This is a genomic window from Cerasibacillus sp. (assembly GCF_036516575.1).
Taxonomy (GTDB): domain Bacteria; phylum Bacillota; class Bacilli; order Bacillales; family Amphibacillaceae; genus Cerasibacillus.
In genome coordinates, this window is sequence record NZ_DATBTY010000026.1 from 1 (window position 1) to 17,006 (window position 17,006).

Consider the following 17,006-nt stretch of genomic DNA (forward strand, 5'->3'; position numbering starts at 1 on the left):
CCCCAGTCGCGTTCAACAAGTTTAACAAATGTTGATCCATAACCGGTACTTCCTCGGAAATTAGGTGCAAAAATGGAGTAACCGCGATTTAATAAGCATTGAAACATCGCTCGAAATTGCTTACGTTCTGCAGCTTGTGGCCCACCATGTGGCCAAAAAATCATATGCCCATTGTCATTTTCAGGTTTCGCTTTAAATAGTAATGCTTCAATCTCCATATCATCAAAAGAAGCATATGTGATAACTTCAGGTTCCACCATATCATCACTTGTTAAACCTAGTACCCGATTATCGGTTAATTGTTTCCACTCCCTACCATCGATAGACTGGAAAATATTTTGCGGGATAGTTGCACTTCGACCTAGAACATATAGATGACCTGATTTCGTCACTTGTACTTGTTCAACGATATCAATTGGACAAGTGAGCTTTTCGATTTTTTCTGTTGCTATCGAAAAACGATATAGATGGTCAATAACCCCTTTTTCAGTTATGATATATAATGTTTTACTTTCTTTATGCCACTCTAAAAAATTGATGCTTTCTCCTTCTATTTCATATACTTTAGAAAACTGTCCCGTATCTATCTCAAACTTAGCTAAATAGCGATAGTCACTTTCATAATCTGTCGTAAAATAAATCGTATTTTCATTAACAAAAACAGGCGAAAAGACAACATGAACCTTGGTCGAATCTGGAGTTAAATTATAGTGCTCATCACCAACCTGAACAAAAGAGGTAACATATGTATTTGCAAACATTCGTAAATAAACAAAGGCGTGTTCATTTTCCGATACAGCCGTTAAATAAGTCGGTGACTCTTCCCCAACATAAATGATTTGATCAGTGCCTTTTTCCAAATCACGAACGACCGTATTTAAATAGCTAGGGTTATCTTCTGATGTCATATAATAAATGCGCTTCCCGTCTTCACTTAGATGGCTAAAATAAAATTTGTCTGCCTTATCACCCGTGACAAGTGGTTGTGGGAGACCACCTTCAGTAGGCAACGCATAAATATGGTAATTTTCATCGCCATCGCGGTCAAATCCTGCTAGAACATAACGATTTTCCGGGTCAAAGCTAATAAAACTACATGATTCATCATGATGTGCAAATAAGTAAGGAAACGTATCTGGTAAATCCATTCCCCATAGATTCATCTCCCCATTTAAGTTTGAACTGAATAATAACTTTTTCTCATCATCACTTACTTTAAAATTCGTAATGGTATACGTACGGAAAAATTGCTCTACGGTTGGCCGTGGAAATTTTATCATATAAACCTACTCCCTTTTGTTAGTTTAACTGCTAAAAACAATAACTAACCCTATACTCAGATGCAACCCCTTTCATATTTTAATCCATCATATCACGACTGCGCTCAACATGACACCTGCTAAAGTACGATAGTATTTCAGTCTCGAGTCGGAGATAAGACTTTTGGAATCGTTACTTGAAATGTTGTTCCTTTTCCTCGTTCACTTTCAACCATAATGGTTCCTTGATGTAATTCAATAATCTCTTTAACAATGGCAAGACCTAATCCTGTGCTATTATCTGTACGTGTCCGTGCTTTATCCACTTTGTAAAATCGTTCAAACAGATGTGGCAGATGTTCTTTACTTATGCCAATACCCGTATCTTCAACGGTAACAATCACAGCTGTTTGATCTTGTTTTGTCGTCAGTGTGATAACCCCGTGTCTATCCATGTATCGGATGGCATTCGTCACTAGGTTCATCCATACAAGCTCCATTAATTGTGGATAACCCCTAACGATTGATGGTGAAATATTCAATTCAATCGTGATTTCTTTTTGGCGCCATTGATATTCAGTGGAAGAGACCGTTTCTCGTAATTGCTTAGCAATATCGAATGATTGTACCGCTTCATCATCCAGTCCCTTATTCAAAAACGATAAAGTTAATAATTGTTTACTTAATGATGAAAGGCGTTTGCTTTCTTTTTCAATAATAGACAAATAATGTTGACGCATTTCCTCAGGAACATCATGTTCACGTAATGCCTGGGAAAAGCCTTGAATCGATGTCAGAGGTGATTGAATTTCGTGAGACACATTCGAAACAAATTCTTGGCGATTCTGTTCGGTCTCGGCTAAGCTCTGACTCATTTTAGAAAAGTGATTAGCTAATCTTCCAATTTCATCACGGCGATGGACATCTAATTTCAGATGATAGTTTCCTGCTGCAATCTTTTTCGTCGCTTCTGTTAATTTTTTTATTGGGCGCACAATATAGGACGTACTAATCACTATAGATAAGAAGCTAATAATTAATACAACGCCAATCGATACAGCTAGAAAGATGCGCATCTCACCAAATTGTTGAACCGTATTCGGACGAACAAATAATGCGAGTGTTTCCCCGTTTGTTTCGACAGGTATACCAATTGTATTTAGCAACTCATTATCAAAGAAACCAGTCACCAATAATTTCCTCGGATTATCCCTTATACCATGGTATATATGACCTGTTAAAACACTTTCTACTGTTTCACGGTCGATATTATACTTTCTAAAAGGTGCTCCTAAAAGCTCGCTGTTGCCTCGACCATCTATTAAATAAAATTGGTATCCTAAAACAGTTAAAGTTGATAAATAATCACTTATATTAGCGAAATCACTTTCTTCATAAATTTCAACAACATTCTTAGCAATTTCAGTTATTTTCTCATCATTTTCTTGTTTTAAATAATGATGATAATACGTATTTGCCACCATAAATGAAATAAGAGCACTTATAATCATGATGGCCATCGTCGTCATAATAATCCGAACATACAATGTGCGCATGCTTGTTGTCCTCCATACGTTTTACTTCGTTTGTTCTAATTTATATCCGAGTCCTCTAACTGTTTTAATGGTAAAACCATGTTCTTCACTAGAAAAACGTTCTCTTAATCTTTTTATATGGACATCTACCGTTCGATCACTACCTGTAAAATCATGACCCCATACTAAATCAATCAATTGTTCTCTTGTAAACAGACGATTGGGATAGTTTGCTAACTGGGCAAGTAGCTCAAATTCCTTTAATGGGAGTACCATGGCTTTATTTCCTATCTCCACTTCATAATTATGACGGTTAATGACAATGTGACCAATATGAATCTTATCCTCATTAATCATTTGAAAACGTCGTAATAGAGCTTTTATTCGAAATAACACTTCCTTTGGTTCAAATGGTTTGACAATATAATCGTCCGTCCCCGCGTCATAAGCCATTTCTTTATCGGTGATTTCTCCTTTAGCTGTAATCATCATGACGGGAATATCATAGTATGAACGGATATCTTTACATAACTCATAACCATTCACATGTGGCATCATAATATCGACTAATGCTAAATGTATTTTTTCTTCTTCTAATATGTCTAATGCTTCCTTACCGTCTCCTGCTTCTATTGTCTTATAGCCATCTCTTTGTAAATAAAAGCGTAAAAGTTCACGAATATGTGGATCATCATCGACGATTAAAATCGTTAGCATATTGATGCACTCCCTTACATTCATTATGAGAGAAAAAACTGCTCCCAGTCATTAGAGACTAAAAGCAGTTTTAACCATTTATGCTTCCTTTGAACCGTATAACTGTTCAACAACTGAAGCGATTTCTTTAGTAAATTGTTGGCATTGTTCTTCTGTCTTCGCTTCAACCATGATCCGTAATAACGGTTCTGTACCTGAAGGTCTTACAAGTACACGACCTTCATCACCAAGTTGTTTCTCTACCTTTTTAATGACCTCTTGGACTTGTGGATGATTCGTCACTTCATGTTTATTAATGACTTTCACATTTTTTAACACTTGTGGATAAACGCTCATCTCAGCTGCTAATTCTGATAATGGTTTACCCGTTTCTTTCATCACATTGACCAACTGAATAGCAGATAAGAGACCATCACCAGTTGTATTATGATCTAAGAATATAATATGTCCTGATTGTTCTCCTCCTAGGTTAAATCCACCTTTTCGCATTTCTTCCATCACATAGCGGTCACCTACGGAAGTTTTTTCACTGCGCATGCCATACTCTTCTAATGCTTTATAAAAGCCGACATTACTCATGACCGTCGAAACAATTGTATGATGATTTAAGAAACCTTTTTCATTCATATGTTTACCACAAATGAACATGATTTGATCGCCATCAACAATGTTACCTTTTTCATCTACAGCGATTAATCGATCACCATCACCATCAAAAGCAAGCCCTACATCGGCTTCCTTTTCTAAAACAAATTTCTGCATTGCCTCTGGATGAGTAGAACCACAGCCATCGTTAATATTTAACCCATTTGGAGAAGATCCAATCGTAAATGTATCTGCTTCTAAATCGGCAAATAAATGTGTCGCTAAACTAGAGGCTGCTCCGTGGGCACAATCTAAGGCAATTTTTATACCCGTAAAGTCATGGTCAATCGTATCTTTTAAATAAGATAGATACTTCTGTCCACCTTCAAAATAATTACTTACAACCCCTACATCTCCGCCAATTGGGCGAGGCAGATTATCATCTTCACGCATCAAGCTTTCAATTTCTTTCTCTTGCTCATCAAGTAATTTAAAACCATCTGGACCGAAAAATTTGATGCCGTTATCCTCAACCGGGTTATGTGAAGCCGAAATCATAATGCCACCTTGGGAACTTGTTGCTTTCGTTAAATAAGCGACTCCCGGTGTTGTAATAACACCTAAGCGCATTACTTCTGCACCTATTGACAATAAACCGGCGGTAAGAGCTGCTTCTAACATATGCCCAGAGATACGTGTATCTCTCCCAACAAGAAACTTTGGTTTAGTTATATCTCTTGTTAAGACATAACCACCAAAACGTCCTAATTTAAAAGCTAGCTCAGGTGTAAGCTCTTCGTTCGCAATTCCTCTTACACCGTCTGTTCCAAATAATTTAACCATTCTTTTTACCTCTCCTTTTTCCTTCCCTATTAAACGAATTGAGAGCATGTTTTACATTGACTATTAATTAATTTCAATTGTAAAATTATCTAGTTCTGGTTTTATTGCTAATTGATCCGGGCCTTCAATGATTGGCTTTACTTGATGTGTTCCACCAACTAATCCTTCAACATCAACTGAGATACGTAAATCATCTACTTTTACATTTCTTACATCTGCTTCGTTACCAGTAATCGTCACGTTAACTTTCTTACCTTCTGGCTGCTTAAACTTAATTGTTCGATCATTTTCGAGATGCCTTACTTGTATGGGCACCGCTTTAAAAAGCTTTGTCTGTTCCAATTCGATTAAGACATCAATTTGCTCTTGTTCAGGAGCATAAACACCTTTCGGCAAATCAAGTGTTGCTTGTACTTGGTCGGTTTTGTTAACCTTTGAAAGATTAATATTCGCCTTAACCTCATCAATTCCCGCTAAAACATGTGATGTTCCAAAAATCTCCACTTCTTCTACATCAGATGTCATTGATGTTAACTCGAACCCTTCTGGAAGTTTTCCAGTCGTTTCAAGTGTCACTGGAACAACCTTACTCGGATTATTTATTTCAGCCGAAACGAGTGCATTTTCTGGTTCCATACGAACCCGTAATTCATTGCCTTGACTATCATACACCTTAATCGGCACTTCCCGGTTTTTAATCGGCTCTTCCACTCCTGCCACATTTACAAACACTTTAACAATAGAAACCTTGTCAATAACACCCTTCGAACTGGTAATCATCACTTCTTTCGGTTCGACTTGATAATCACCTACTTCAAATCCTTCTGGTAACTGGTGTTGGTTAATAAAGTCAACAGTAATCGGGAATTTCCGGGTTGAACGTTCTTCGATGACAATATCAATCGTTTTCGGTTCAATAAAAACAGCAACGTCTTCCGATATTCGTTCATATTGTACTTCTACCGTATGTTCGCCCTCACCCAGTTTTGTTAAATCAACATATATATCAAAGTTTCTCTGTTTAACAACTCTTGTAACAGCACTATTCGTTCCCTCGACCGTAACAGTAACAGCTTCTGGTATACCGCTGACAACATATTTATCAGCATTGATCCTTACACTTACGGGTACATCTTCCATTGTTTGTGTTTCAGATGTATTCCCAAAGAAATCAATGTCTTTTCTCTCTTTATCATCCTCAGTATAAACGACAAAGTATAAAGAAACAGCTAGCACTAGAGCTATCGCGCGTACAAACCACTTACTTTGGAACCAATTATCCATTCTTTTTCCCCCTCCATTTCCATGATTTCTTTTCAGGGGATTTTAAATGTAATGATAAATTTTCCCGTAAAATCAGTTTTAACTGTTCTTCAGTCAGTTCACGATGGAGTTCGCCATTTTTTGCACAAGATATTTGACCAGTCTCTTCCGAAACAATAATTGTTAATGCATCCGTTACCTCACTGATTCCCATTGCTGCTCTATGTCTTGTTCCTAGCTCTTTCGAAATAAGTGGGCTTTCTGATAACGGTAAATAACATGCTGCCGCGACGATTCTTTCTCCACTTATAATAACAGCACCATCATGTAATGGGGTATTCGGTGTGAAAATATTCGTCAATAATTGGTGAGTCAGTTTCCCATTAATCGGGATACCCGTTTCAATATATTCACCTATTCCTGTTTCTCTTTCAATCGTAATAAGTGCTCCGATCCGCCGTTTAGCCATGTAGCTACAGGCTTCTCCAATATCTTTAATAATATTTTCTAGTATTTCCTCCTCCGTGCGCGTACTCCTAACAAAAATATTCCCTCTCCCAATTTGTTCCAACGCTCTTCTTAACTCAGGCTGGAACAATATAACGATAAGGAGAAATCCCCAATCAATCGCTTGTTTTGTTAGCCACTGAATGGTTTGTAAACCAAAAATAATACTAATAAACCGAACCGCTATAACAACGACTATTCCTTTTAATAGTTGGATAGCCTTCGTGCCTCGGATAAGCATGATTAATTTATATAAAACATACCAGACGAGGCCGATATCAACGACAATATTCATTAGGTCTATAAAAGTAAAATCCCCATCGAGCATGTTTGCACTTCCTTTTTAAAAAACACTTTTTTCTATAATAGTCATTATACCACAAAACGCTTTTCTGACACATGCGATAGGGGTGTTTTTTACAAGTACCATTACCATCACTTAATAAAGCAAAAAAGCCCGAGAAATCCTCAGGCCTTTATTCTGATCCGAATGAAAAAACACCTGTAACGAAGCGCTTCATACTGTACCAAATCCAATCAAAGATTTCATTCACGCTTTCAAACTCACCACTAACTTCTCCCGCAGAGGCCATTAGACCTTCTCCATCAAGGAGTTGGTCATAATCGTCATGGATAAGTTTCCCTTTAATTAACGTTACTTTTCCATCTACTTTTCCATCTATTTTTAAATTACCGTTTTTGACGACTAAGTCGCCCTCAACCGTGACATCTTCCGGAACAATAACCGTGTCACCTTTAATAATCAAGCCTTCTTGTTTAGAGACAACAAGCCGATTATCTTGATGCCATGTAGATAAAATACCACTAAACATAAAGATAAAGAATATGGCGGCCGCAGTTAAAACTGGATGTGCTCTAAACCAGCGCATATATTTCATACGCTTTTTCTCTGTCGGTAAATTTTGCATCACTTTTTGCGTAAAACCTTCAGGAGCTTCCTTTGGTTCAGCAGTACTTTTTATGAGTGTTATCGTCCGCTTTAATTCATGAAAATGCTTCTGACAATCTGGGCATTGTTCCAGATGCTGGCTCAGCTTCATTTCCTCTTCTTTTGTAATATCGCCGTCTAAATAGATATGCATTAAGTGAACAGCTTCATGTTTACAGTCCAAGTGGATCACTCCTTTACACATAACGAAGCTTTTTCCGTAAAGCTTCTCTTCCCCGATGAATTCTTGTTTTAACTGTCCCGAGGGGGAGATCCATAATTTCGCTAATTTCCTTTAGGGAAAATTCCTCTAAATAACGCAAAGTGATGATACTGCGATAAATCGGTGGTAAATTAGCGATCTCCTGATAAATATAATTCTGAAGTTCCATTCCCTGAACCTCTTCCTCAGGTAATCGGGCATCTGTAGCCAATTGTGAATACATATCTAAGCCATCCGTTCCCTTTATTTCAGCATCTAAGAAGAAATCCGGCTTTCGCTTTCGCAATCGATCAATCGATAAATTTGTTGCAATACGATATAGCCATGTGGAGAATTTCCGCTTATCATCATAAGAGTGGATGTTTACATATGCGCGAATAAACGCTTCTTGAGCGATATCCTCCGCCTCGTGTGCATTACCTAACATCCGGTAACAATGTTGGTAAATCCTGCTTTGAAATAAGACGACGACATCTTCAAATGCAGATTGATCCCCTTTTTTGACTCGTTTTATTTTCTCTCTAATGATATTATCCATTAACAGTACCTCCGCTATTCTATGCGGCATTATTAATACGTATTGCCTCTTTAAAAGGTTTCATTTAAAATGAAACTCTCCATTATTAATGATTATTAATGATAGAAATCTATTTAATTTTAACATTAAAACGAGAATCTCGCACAATTTAATAGATACTCACAATCTTTTATCTGTTCCCTCTTGAAAAAATATGAATTATCACATATTATATGTTATTGGATAGGAGGACAATTTGATGAATCCAAATTTATTAGAGAAGATTGAGCAATATCGTAAGAAAATGATTAACTTAACGACCAATCATCCATTTACATCAAATGCCGTCGTACAAACAAGTAAGAAATTAGACGAATACTTAAATCAATTACAAAAAAGCAACCTAAAATATTAAGCTTTAGATCGTTGTTTCCTATTACAAATAAAAACATCCGTTTTAAAACAGATGTTTTTAAAATAAATCGTTTATTTTAATGTTTCCCCAAATAGTGAACCGATCAGTCCAACCGCCAATGAGGCGGTTTTATTTTTTTTGTCTAAGATGGGATTGACTTCAACAAACTCTGCTGATGTGATGAGTTTTGCTTCAGCTAACATTTCCATCGCCAAATGGCTCTCACGATAAGTCAAACCACCAATCACTGGTGTGCCTACCCCTGGTGCTTCTGTTGGGTCTAACCCATCTAGATCTAAACTTAAATGAACACCGTCTGTGCGCTCCTTTAAGTAAGCAATTGTTTCTTCTATAACTTGTGGCACGCCTAAACGATCGATTTCATGCATGGTGAACACCTTTAGATTATGTTTCCGTATAAAGTCTTTCTCCCCCGGATCAAGGTCTCTTGCACCGATAATAACAACATTTTCCGGCTTCACTTTCGGTGCATAGCCATAAAGATGGGTTAAAGTATTATGGCCAAATCCAAGTGATGCTGCGAGTGGCATACCATGTATATTTCCAGATGGTGATGTCTGATCTGTATTCAGATCACCGTGTGCATCATACCATATAACACCTAAACGTTGATAATGCTTAGCAATGCCCGCAATCGTTCCTATTGATAGACTATGATCCCCTCCAAAAACAAGTGGAAATGATCCTTTTTCAATTTCATTATCAACCATCTTGGCAACGCTTTCATTTATGTCAATAACTTGCAATAAGTTTTTTAAATTGTTTGTGGTATGTTCTTGTTGATCATGACGATTTGGTGTCGATACATTTCCAAGGTCTGTTACTGTATAAGATAGGTTTTCTAGACGTTCTTTAACACCTGCATAGCGAATCGCGCTAGGTCCCATATCAACCCCACGTCGACTTTGACCATAATCAATTGGCACACCAATCATTGATATTCGTTTTTCATTCATATGTATATAACCCCCTAGTATAATATGTTTAGGCGTTATCTTTTCCGCCTTTTCAATCTGACTCATTCATAAAAAATGTATCTGCTAGTGCAACCGTTACTTTCCACTGCAGGCGGATCCTTTCGGCGACATGACTTGAGCCCTCACTCGCAAAAAACGCTCGTTGCAGAGTTTCAAGACTCATGCTATTCCCGCAGGAGTGGCCGCTTTCCGTTTCAAGTAACTCGGTTTGATAAAATAGACATCACAGCAGGTCTTTTCTTTTATTTTATCCGAAAGAACCTATATGACTCAACTGGACATTTTTATGTATATATATGCAACATGGGTGTTGACTGCAGTTGACGTAAGAGCCAATTGTCATGTCAATACAGTAAATAGCTTTTCCTATTTTATCGATTATGGCTTATACTCTAATACCATCAAATAAAAAAATCAGGGAGAACCCCCTGATTTGTCTGTCTACTTCTTATGAATGGTAAGATTTAAAGGCTTAATACCTGCTTGTTGCCAAGCATGCAGTAATTGTTTTGCACTTTCCTTAGTGGGCATAAAGGCGATACCGCTATCTCCACCACCAGCACCAGATGGCTTGCCTGCTCCACCATGTGCTTCAGCTAAATCACATAAATTTGTTAATTGTGGTGTTTCAATCATGACATTGGCATCTTCTCCGACTGTGCGTAAGGCTTGTCTGTTTTCCTTTATTCCTTCTAAAATAAGATCTATATTTTCTTGTTCCATCCCGTTAATGAATTTATCAACAGCCTGTTCACTCGCTTGGAGAAAAGCGTTAAATTTCTCTGACTGTGTTTGTTTTAATTGAAGCACTTGATCAACAAGCTTAGGTGTAGAAGCTGGCTTTCCAGTCCAACCGATACAAATATAGATATCTTTCGGGACATTCAGTGGACGAAGAGAAAGATATGGCCACTTCGCTTCAACCAAATCTAGTAGCCGGTCTGTTTTCTTATATTGCTCATTTAACCAATAAGCTTGGAATGAAGCATATTGCAAGACCCCACCGAAGCTTGAAGCTGCAACATCCGCCCCTGAACCGTTTCCTTGAGTTCTTGCATGTGATAAAGCTCCTAAGCGAAATACAAGTTCACTTGTTACTTCATCAGGCATGAACATAGTCAATATCGCTTCAACAACAGAAACAGTCACAGCTGCACTTGAGCCGAGTCCATATTTAACTCCAGATGCATCATCTAATTCACTTTTAACTGTCAGTTTGAATGGTTGCCAAGGGATTTGACTCTCTTCCAAAAATTGAAGAGAAACCGACATGGCACTTTCTACAAAGTGAACACGTTTATCTGACGTATCTATGTGGAGCTCCTTATCCTCAAAATGCCATGCTAGATTTATTAAATTAAAATTAACTAACGAAAGTGAGCATGTCTCCTGCTTTTCAATCATTGTTGATACAAAGCGATTCACTGCCATGACCGCTAATTTCTTATACGGTTCTAAAACGGCGAATTCACCTGCAATCATCAATTTTCCAGGGGTTTTTATCGTCAAACTAGATTTAGACAACTGTTCTCATCCTCTATAAATAGCTTATACCTTGTCCAGCCTTACTTAAAATAACGTCTGTCACACCAGGAATTGACTCTAATTCACGTTTAATTTCCACTTCATTTTCGGGTAGGTAAAGGACTTTAACATTAGGACCTGCATCAATTGTAAAGTATGCTGGAATACCCTTTTCTCTCAGCATTTGTACATGCTGCATGACCTTAAATGTCGTATCATACCAATATGTGAACGGCGGGTTTGCCCCCAATGTTGTCGCATGCATTTTTAGACAGTTTGCTTCAGCTACAGAACCTACTTTTTCAAAATCACGTTCTGAAATACCAGCTTTAATTTGTTCAAGATCATGCGGGATGCTATCGACCCAACCTTTAAAGAAAGGTGATGTATCAACTGTTCGCTTCATACCAACCCGGCTCGATACTTTCTTCATGTCTGCATGTAATACGACAGCAGCGACACGAATATCCCAATAGTCTTGTGGTTTAATTGGAACAGCGAAAGAATCAGATCCATCTGACAATTCGCCTTTTTGCCACTCAGCAAAACCACCATAAATTGAACGGCATGCAGAACCGGAGCCACGTCTTGTTAAACGTGATAACTCCTCATCATCCAAAGTTAATCCAATCGCTTTTGAACCTGCTGCTGCAAGGGCAGCAAAACCAGATGCTGATGATGCGAAGCCTGCTGCTGTTGGTACCTGATTCGTTGATCGTACTTCAGCAAAGACATGTTTACCGGCTTTCTGTCTAATTATATCTAAAAACTGGTTCACACGATTGTACGGAATACCGCTGACACACTGATTGTTTAAATAAAATAAATCACGTGTTAAGTCTTCGCGAAATTCTACGGTCGTCGTTGTGTAAAAACCGTCCAGTGTTAAAGAAAGACTATTATTTGTCGGCAAAATCAGCTCTTCATCACGTTTGCCCCAATATTTAATTAAAGCGATATTCGTCTGTGCTCTAGCTGTCGCTTTCATCATTTTATCCCCTTTACACCTTTTATTCGTGGAAAAAGCAGGGATCAATTCACCTGCTTTTAACATCGTTAATCTTTTTTCTTTAAAACAAATGGCCACACAGCTGCTGCTCCAAACTTCTTAAGCTTGTCAGCTAGCTGTCTAGAATGTACTTCATTTTGTGCTAATGCGATGATACATCCGCCAAATCCTGCACCAGTTAATTTCGCACCTAAAGCTCCTTCTTGGCGCGCAAAATTAATCAATTTATTTAATGTTTCATCACTGACACCTAGTGCTTCAAGTTCCTTCTGCGCTTCATTTAGTAATTGCCCCAAAAATTGCTTTCCTGCTTTTTCTAAAGCCTCTTTTGCTTGGTATGTTAATTCCCCTAAGCGTTCAATTTTGTTCGTAATAATTTTTGGTGCAGCTTTTAATAAACTTGTCACAGATTCAACCGCCGAACGTGTGTCACCGATATTACCTGAATCTGCGACGATAAAATGAAAATCATCATTCGGTTTAATATAATCGACTGGATTTTCTTTCTCAAACCACACAGGACATTCAGAGGTAATCGTTAGTGTATCGATTCCACTTGGCGCTCCATGTGCATGTTCTTCAGCAATATTGGCTAATTGTAGCAATTCTTCTTTCGTATATGATTGCTCCTTATAAGCAAATAATGACTTAACGACAGCAATCGCTACAGATGCACTTGAACCTAATCCTTTTCCTGGTGGTATAGACGAATGAATTTGAATCAGTAAGTCACGTTCCGGTAACTTTAAGTAAGCTAATGTCGCTCGAATACTTTTCACAATTCCTTTTAACGAATTCGGAGCAGAATCAATCGGGCCATGATAGAACGTACTGTCAATTTTAACCAAACCAGGCACATATTCAACGATTGATTCGACACCAATCAATGGAAAAGGGAGTGCAATTGCAGGTTGTCCGTGTACAACTGCATGTTCTCCAATTAAAATCAACTTACTATGGGCAAGGCCTACAGCCATTCGTTCTGCGGTTGCTACTCTTTCTGCGCTCATTTTGTATACTGTGCCACCAATTCTTTTGCTCGACCAACACGGATTTCTTTTTCTTCGATTAATTGCTGAGCTATCATATCAATCATCTCCCCAGTTGCTCCCGCTGCAACCGCTACAGAGCGAGAGTGTAATGCCATATGTCCCTTTTGTATTCCGTCCGTTACCAGTGCTTTTAATGCGCCAAGGTTTTGGGCTAAGCCTACAGCAACAATAACTTGGGCTAATTCTTCTGCCGATTCCGTGCCAAGAATACGTAAAGCTAATTTAGCCATCGGATGAACACGGGTTGCACCACCAACCGTCCCAATAGCCATTGGGAGTTCTAATTCGCCAACAAGGTTCCCTTCTTCATCCACGGACCATGTTGTCATTGAACCATACTTTCCAAAACGTGCTGCATAAGCATGTGCTCCTGCTTCAACGGCACGCCAGTCATTACCTGTCGCAATAACAACAGGATCGATTCCATTCATAATACCTTTATTATGCGTGACAGCACGGTATGGATCTGATGCTGCAAACTCATAGGCATGTACAATACCATCACGTACTTCTTCACCCGAAAAGCCTTCACTTACTAATAAATGAGGCGGAATAACACATGTTGCTTTTGCTAAGCTACGATCAGCATAATTTGACAAAATTCGTAAATATACTTTACCATCTGTCAATTCTTCAACAGTAGGAGCTAATGCCTCTAACATTGTATTAATCATATTTGCTCCCATTGCATCACGCGTATCGATATACATATGCAGAACAAGCATTTTATCATATTTAGATTCTGATGATTCATTTAATATACGTACATCCATATCTTGCGCACCGCCACCTCGTTTAACGATGCTAGGATAGGCTGTATTACAAGCTTTGATTAGCTGTTCTTTATGTTCTAATAATGTTTTTTTCGCTAATTGGAAATCCTGACAACCAACAACTTGTATTTGACCGATCATGACTCTGCCTGTAGATTCAGTTCTGAATCCGCCAGCGTCACGTATGATCTTAGCCATATAACTGGCCGATGCAACGACAGAAGCCTCTTCAATAGCCATTGGAATAACATAATCTTTCCCATTAATCAAAAAATTTAACCCTAATCCTAATGGGAGCGAATATGTTCCAATGACGTTTTCAATCATTTTATCAGCAAGGTCTACCGGCAATGACTGCTCTCTTGTTAGAACACCCATTTCATCTTCAGAAAAATCGTTCAGACTTTGTAAAATCTCCCTCCGTTCATCGACGGTCTTATTATAGAAACCGGGAATTCTGGAAGATTTCATATCTTTTCATCCTTTTTCCGCCTTTATCATGCTGTCCAATTAACTTAGATCGAGCATCAGGCCAATTTTATTATACTATCTTCTTTTAAACGGTATTTATTTTTACATTTATACTTTAAATTATAATATAAAATCACTGATTGTGCAGTATAGACGTATTCAAATTCTTGCAACACTCCTCTATTATGTAAAAAAACCGTATAAAATGCAAATAAACAAGGTAGATTACCTTGTTTATTTGCTGTAACATATATATTTTGTTCATATTTACATAATAGATGAGCCATACAGGATTCGAACCTGTGGCCCCCTGATTAAAAGTCAGGTGCTCTACCGACTGAGCTAATGGCTCGGATGAAGTAAGGATGCTTTTTGGTTTTTGATATTCTTATTTTCTTGTAATGACTTTCGCATCATTTATTCAGTCAACGCGGTAGATTTCTTACCCGTTGCTCCACCGACATGGCTAATAATTGAAACAGAAAATAAAAAAAGCTGGGCTACTAGGATTCGAACCTAGGCTCACGGGACCAAAACCCGTTGCCTTACCGCTTGGCTATAGCCCAATGATAAAGATGGTGGAGGGGGGCAGATTCGAACTGCCGAACCCAGAGGGAGCGGATTTACAGTCCGCCGCGTTTAGCCACTTCGCTACCCCTCCACTATTGTGTGACTATATTATTTTTATATACATCATAAAAATGGTGCCGGCCAGAGGACTTGAACCCCCAACCTACTGATTACAAGTCAGTTGCTCTACCAATTGAGCTAGGCCGGCATGGTGACCCGTAGGGGATTCGAACCCCTGATACCGCCGTGAAAGGGCGATGTCTTAACCGCTTGACCAACGGGCCGTTATAACGTTTTTGTAAAGTCAACGATTTATATTATATACAGGATTTTTCATTTTGTAAAGGGTTTTTAATACTTTTTTTAAAAAAAGTAATATTTTTTTGCTTTTATCGATAAAAAGCCCGTTATATCAACATCTTCTTTTTTATATTACTTATTTTTTTGATGCAAGTGAATAAAATTCTGTGATTTCTTCCTTACAGCAAAATTTTTCAAAAACAATGAGGAAATTCTTCATTATAACACCCCTTCATAATGAAAGTGTTTCACCCTATTTACTTTTTGTTACCTTGATACTAAGATTAGGTTATAATTAAACAAGAGATTACTTTGGAGGTGCTGGTCAATTGACTAAATTACTAGAGGGAAAAAACATCGTTGTTATGGGAGTAGCGAATGAACGAAGTATTGCATGGGGAATTACGAAGTCACTTCACCGTGCGGGTGCTCAACTCATTTTTACCAATCGTCAAGAACGTTCTTATAAGAAGCTAAGCAAATTATTAGAAAAACATGATATAGAAGCAAAATTAATGGTGAATTGTGATGTTGCAAATGATGAAAGTATTCAACAAGCTTTCACACAAATTAAAGAAGAAGTCGGTGTTATTCATGGTGTCGTACACTCTGTTGCCTTTGCGAATCGTGAAGAGCTAAAAGGCGCTTTCTACGACACATCTCGCGAAGGCTTTCTCTTAGCACATGACATTAGTGCCTATTCACTTGTCGCCGTTACAAAAGCAGCAAGAGAACTAATGACAGAAGGTGGAAGCATCGTTACTCAAACCTATTTAGGTTCTGAGCGTGCTGTGAAAAACTATAATGTCATGGGGGTTGCTAAAGCAGCACTTGAGGCAAGCGTCAGATACTTAGCAGAAGATGTTGGAAAAGAGGGCATTCGTGTTAATGCTATCTCAGCCGGCCCAATTCGTACACTCTCTGCAAAAGGGGTATCCGGATTTAACGAAATTAATTCTATTATAGAAGAAAAAGCTCCCCTTCGTCGTAATGTCGACCAAGATCAAGTCGGAGATGCGACCCTTTTCTTCATAAGTGATTTATCACGCGGTGTCACAGGTGAAGTTCTTCACGTCGATTCCGGGTACCATATAGTTGGTTAGACATTACACAAGATCTATTCACAAAATGAGCGGGGAAAATATATCTATTTTCTCCGCTTGTTCTTTTGGATTAATTTTTAAACTGAACGCTTCAATGCGAGATAACTTCAACCAAGGTCACTGACTTACGTATCATTGAACGCCCCAATGCGATATAACTCCAACCTAGATCACTGACTTACATACCATTGAACGCTCCAATGCGAGTTAACTCCAACCTAGATCACTGACTTACATATCATTGAACACTCCAATGCGAGTTAACTCCAACCTAGATCACTGACTTACATACCACTGAACACTCCAATGCGATATTGTAGAAAAAAACACGGTATATACGTACAAATTCACGGCACATTGGGTGAAGATCTCTTAAAAGCAATTGAAAAAAGA

At 38.2% G+C, this 17,006-nt stretch carries 16 protein-coding genes and 5 tRNA genes; 2 read left to right on the plus strand and 19 right to left on the minus strand.

Features of this window, described 5'->3' with window-relative positions; translation table 11 throughout:
* From VIG73_RS04635 to sigW, 8 genes are all read right to left on the minus strand, one after another.
* Window positions 1-1,280, minus strand: a 1,280-nt coding sequence (locus VIG73_RS04635; protein ID WP_331639452.1) for a S9 family peptidase, incomplete at its 3' end; no start/stop codon positions are given.
* 137 nt (window positions 1,281-1,417) lie between these two features.
* Complete coding sequence (locus tag VIG73_RS04640) at window positions 1,418-2,815, minus strand: HAMP domain-containing sensor histidine kinase (protein ID WP_331639454.1); 1,398 nt, start codon at window positions 2,813-2,815, stop codon at window positions 1,418-1,420.
* Between the two features lie 21 nt (window positions 2,816-2,836).
* A complete protein-coding gene (locus tag VIG73_RS04645) occupies window positions 2,837-3,511 on the minus strand; it encodes a response regulator transcription factor (RefSeq protein WP_331639456.1) in 675 nt (224 codons plus the stop codon).
* Window positions 3,512-3,589: 78 nt separating this feature from the next.
* On the minus strand, window positions 3,590-4,939 hold the full coding sequence (glmM, locus tag VIG73_RS04650; RefSeq protein WP_331639458.1) for a phosphoglucosamine mutase: 1,350 nt from the start codon (window positions 4,937-4,939) through the stop codon (window positions 3,590-3,592).
* Window positions 4,940-5,002: 63 nt separating this feature from the next.
* Complete coding sequence (locus VIG73_RS04655; RefSeq protein ID WP_331639460.1) at window positions 5,003-6,223, minus strand: CdaR family protein; 1,221 nt, start codon at window positions 6,221-6,223, stop codon at window positions 5,003-5,005.
* Window positions 6,216-7,037: a diadenylate cyclase CdaA gene (gene cdaA, locus VIG73_RS04660; RefSeq protein ID WP_331639462.1), complete on the minus strand. Its 822-nt coding sequence runs from the start codon at window positions 7,035-7,037 to the stop codon at window positions 6,216-6,218. Before cdaA ends, VIG73_RS04655 begins: the two co-directional genes overlap by 8 nt.
* A 148-nt stretch (window positions 7,038-7,185) precedes the next feature.
* Window positions 7,186-7,851, minus strand: coding sequence for a zf-HC2 domain-containing protein (locus VIG73_RS04665; RefSeq protein WP_331639530.1), 666 nt, complete (start codon window positions 7,849-7,851; stop codon window positions 7,186-7,188).
* A gap of 4 nt (window positions 7,852-7,855) precedes the next feature.
* A complete protein-coding gene (sigW, locus tag VIG73_RS04670) occupies window positions 7,856-8,419 on the minus strand; it encodes an RNA polymerase sigma factor SigW (protein WP_331639464.1) in 564 nt (187 codons plus the stop codon).
* Between the two features lie 238 nt (window positions 8,420-8,657).
* On the opposite strand from sigW, the gene VIG73_RS04675 reads away from it, so the two are divergent.
* Complete coding sequence (locus tag VIG73_RS04675) at window positions 8,658-8,813, plus strand: aspartyl-phosphate phosphatase Spo0E family protein (RefSeq protein ID WP_331639466.1); 156 nt, start codon at window positions 8,658-8,660, stop codon at window positions 8,811-8,813.
* Window positions 8,814-8,884: 71 nt separating this feature from the next.
* Here the strand turns inward: VIG73_RS04675 and rocF are convergent, their stop codons facing one another.
* From rocF to VIG73_RS04730, 11 genes are all read right to left on the minus strand, one after another.
* Window positions 8,885-9,790 carry an arginase gene (rocF, locus tag VIG73_RS04680; RefSeq protein ID WP_331639468.1) on the minus strand — a complete coding sequence of 302 codons (906 nt, stop codon included), beginning with the start codon at window positions 9,788-9,790 and terminating at the stop codon, window positions 8,885-8,887.
* A gap of 52 nt (window positions 9,791-9,842) precedes the next feature.
* Window positions 9,843-9,974: a hypothetical protein gene (locus tag VIG73_RS04685; RefSeq protein WP_331639470.1), complete on the minus strand. Its 132-nt coding sequence runs from the start codon at window positions 9,972-9,974 to the stop codon at window positions 9,843-9,845.
* Window positions 9,975-10,252: 278 nt separating this feature from the next.
* A complete protein-coding gene (locus VIG73_RS04690; protein WP_331639472.1) occupies window positions 10,253-11,335 on the minus strand; it encodes a phosphomevalonate kinase in 1,083 nt (360 codons plus the stop codon).
* A 13-nt stretch (window positions 11,336-11,348) separates the two neighbouring features.
* Window positions 11,349-12,323 (minus strand): diphosphomevalonate decarboxylase, encoded by a 975-nt coding sequence (gene mvaD, locus VIG73_RS04695; RefSeq protein WP_331639532.1) that lies wholly within the window; start codon window positions 12,321-12,323, stop codon window positions 11,349-11,351.
* Window positions 12,324-12,391: 68 nt separating this feature from the next.
* Entirely contained in the window at window positions 12,392-13,354 is a 963-nt protein-coding gene (gene mvk / locus VIG73_RS04700; RefSeq protein WP_331639474.1) for a mevalonate kinase, read from the minus strand.
* The gene (locus tag VIG73_RS04705) at window positions 13,351-14,640 is read right to left on the minus strand and encodes a hydroxymethylglutaryl-CoA reductase, degradative (RefSeq protein ID WP_331639476.1); all 1,290 of its coding nucleotides are present in this window, start codon (window positions 14,638-14,640) and stop codon (window positions 13,351-13,353) included. The genes mvk and VIG73_RS04705 overlap by 4 nt, the downstream gene beginning before the upstream one ends.
* 279 nt (window positions 14,641-14,919) lie before the next feature.
* Window positions 14,920-14,992, minus strand: a tRNA-Lys gene (locus VIG73_RS04710).
* A 143-nt stretch (window positions 14,993-15,135) separates the two neighbouring features.
* Window positions 15,136-15,206, minus strand: a tRNA-Gln gene (locus VIG73_RS04715).
* 10 nt (window positions 15,207-15,216) lie between these two features.
* Window positions 15,217-15,301: transfer RNA gene (locus VIG73_RS04720), tRNA-Tyr, on the minus strand.
* Between the two features lie 41 nt (window positions 15,302-15,342).
* Window positions 15,343-15,418 (minus strand) — tRNA-Thr (locus VIG73_RS04725).
* 1 nt (window position 15,419) lies between these two features.
* Window positions 15,420-15,494: transfer RNA gene (locus VIG73_RS04730), tRNA-Glu, on the minus strand.
* Window positions 15,495-15,839: 345 nt separating this feature from the next.
* On the opposite strand from VIG73_RS04730, the gene fabI reads away from it, so the two are divergent.
* Window positions 15,840-16,613 (plus strand): enoyl-ACP reductase FabI, encoded by a 774-nt coding sequence (gene fabI, locus VIG73_RS04735; protein ID WP_331639478.1) that lies wholly within the window; start codon window positions 15,840-15,842, stop codon window positions 16,611-16,613.
* The last annotated feature ends 393 nt before the right edge of the window (window positions 16,614-17,006 follow it).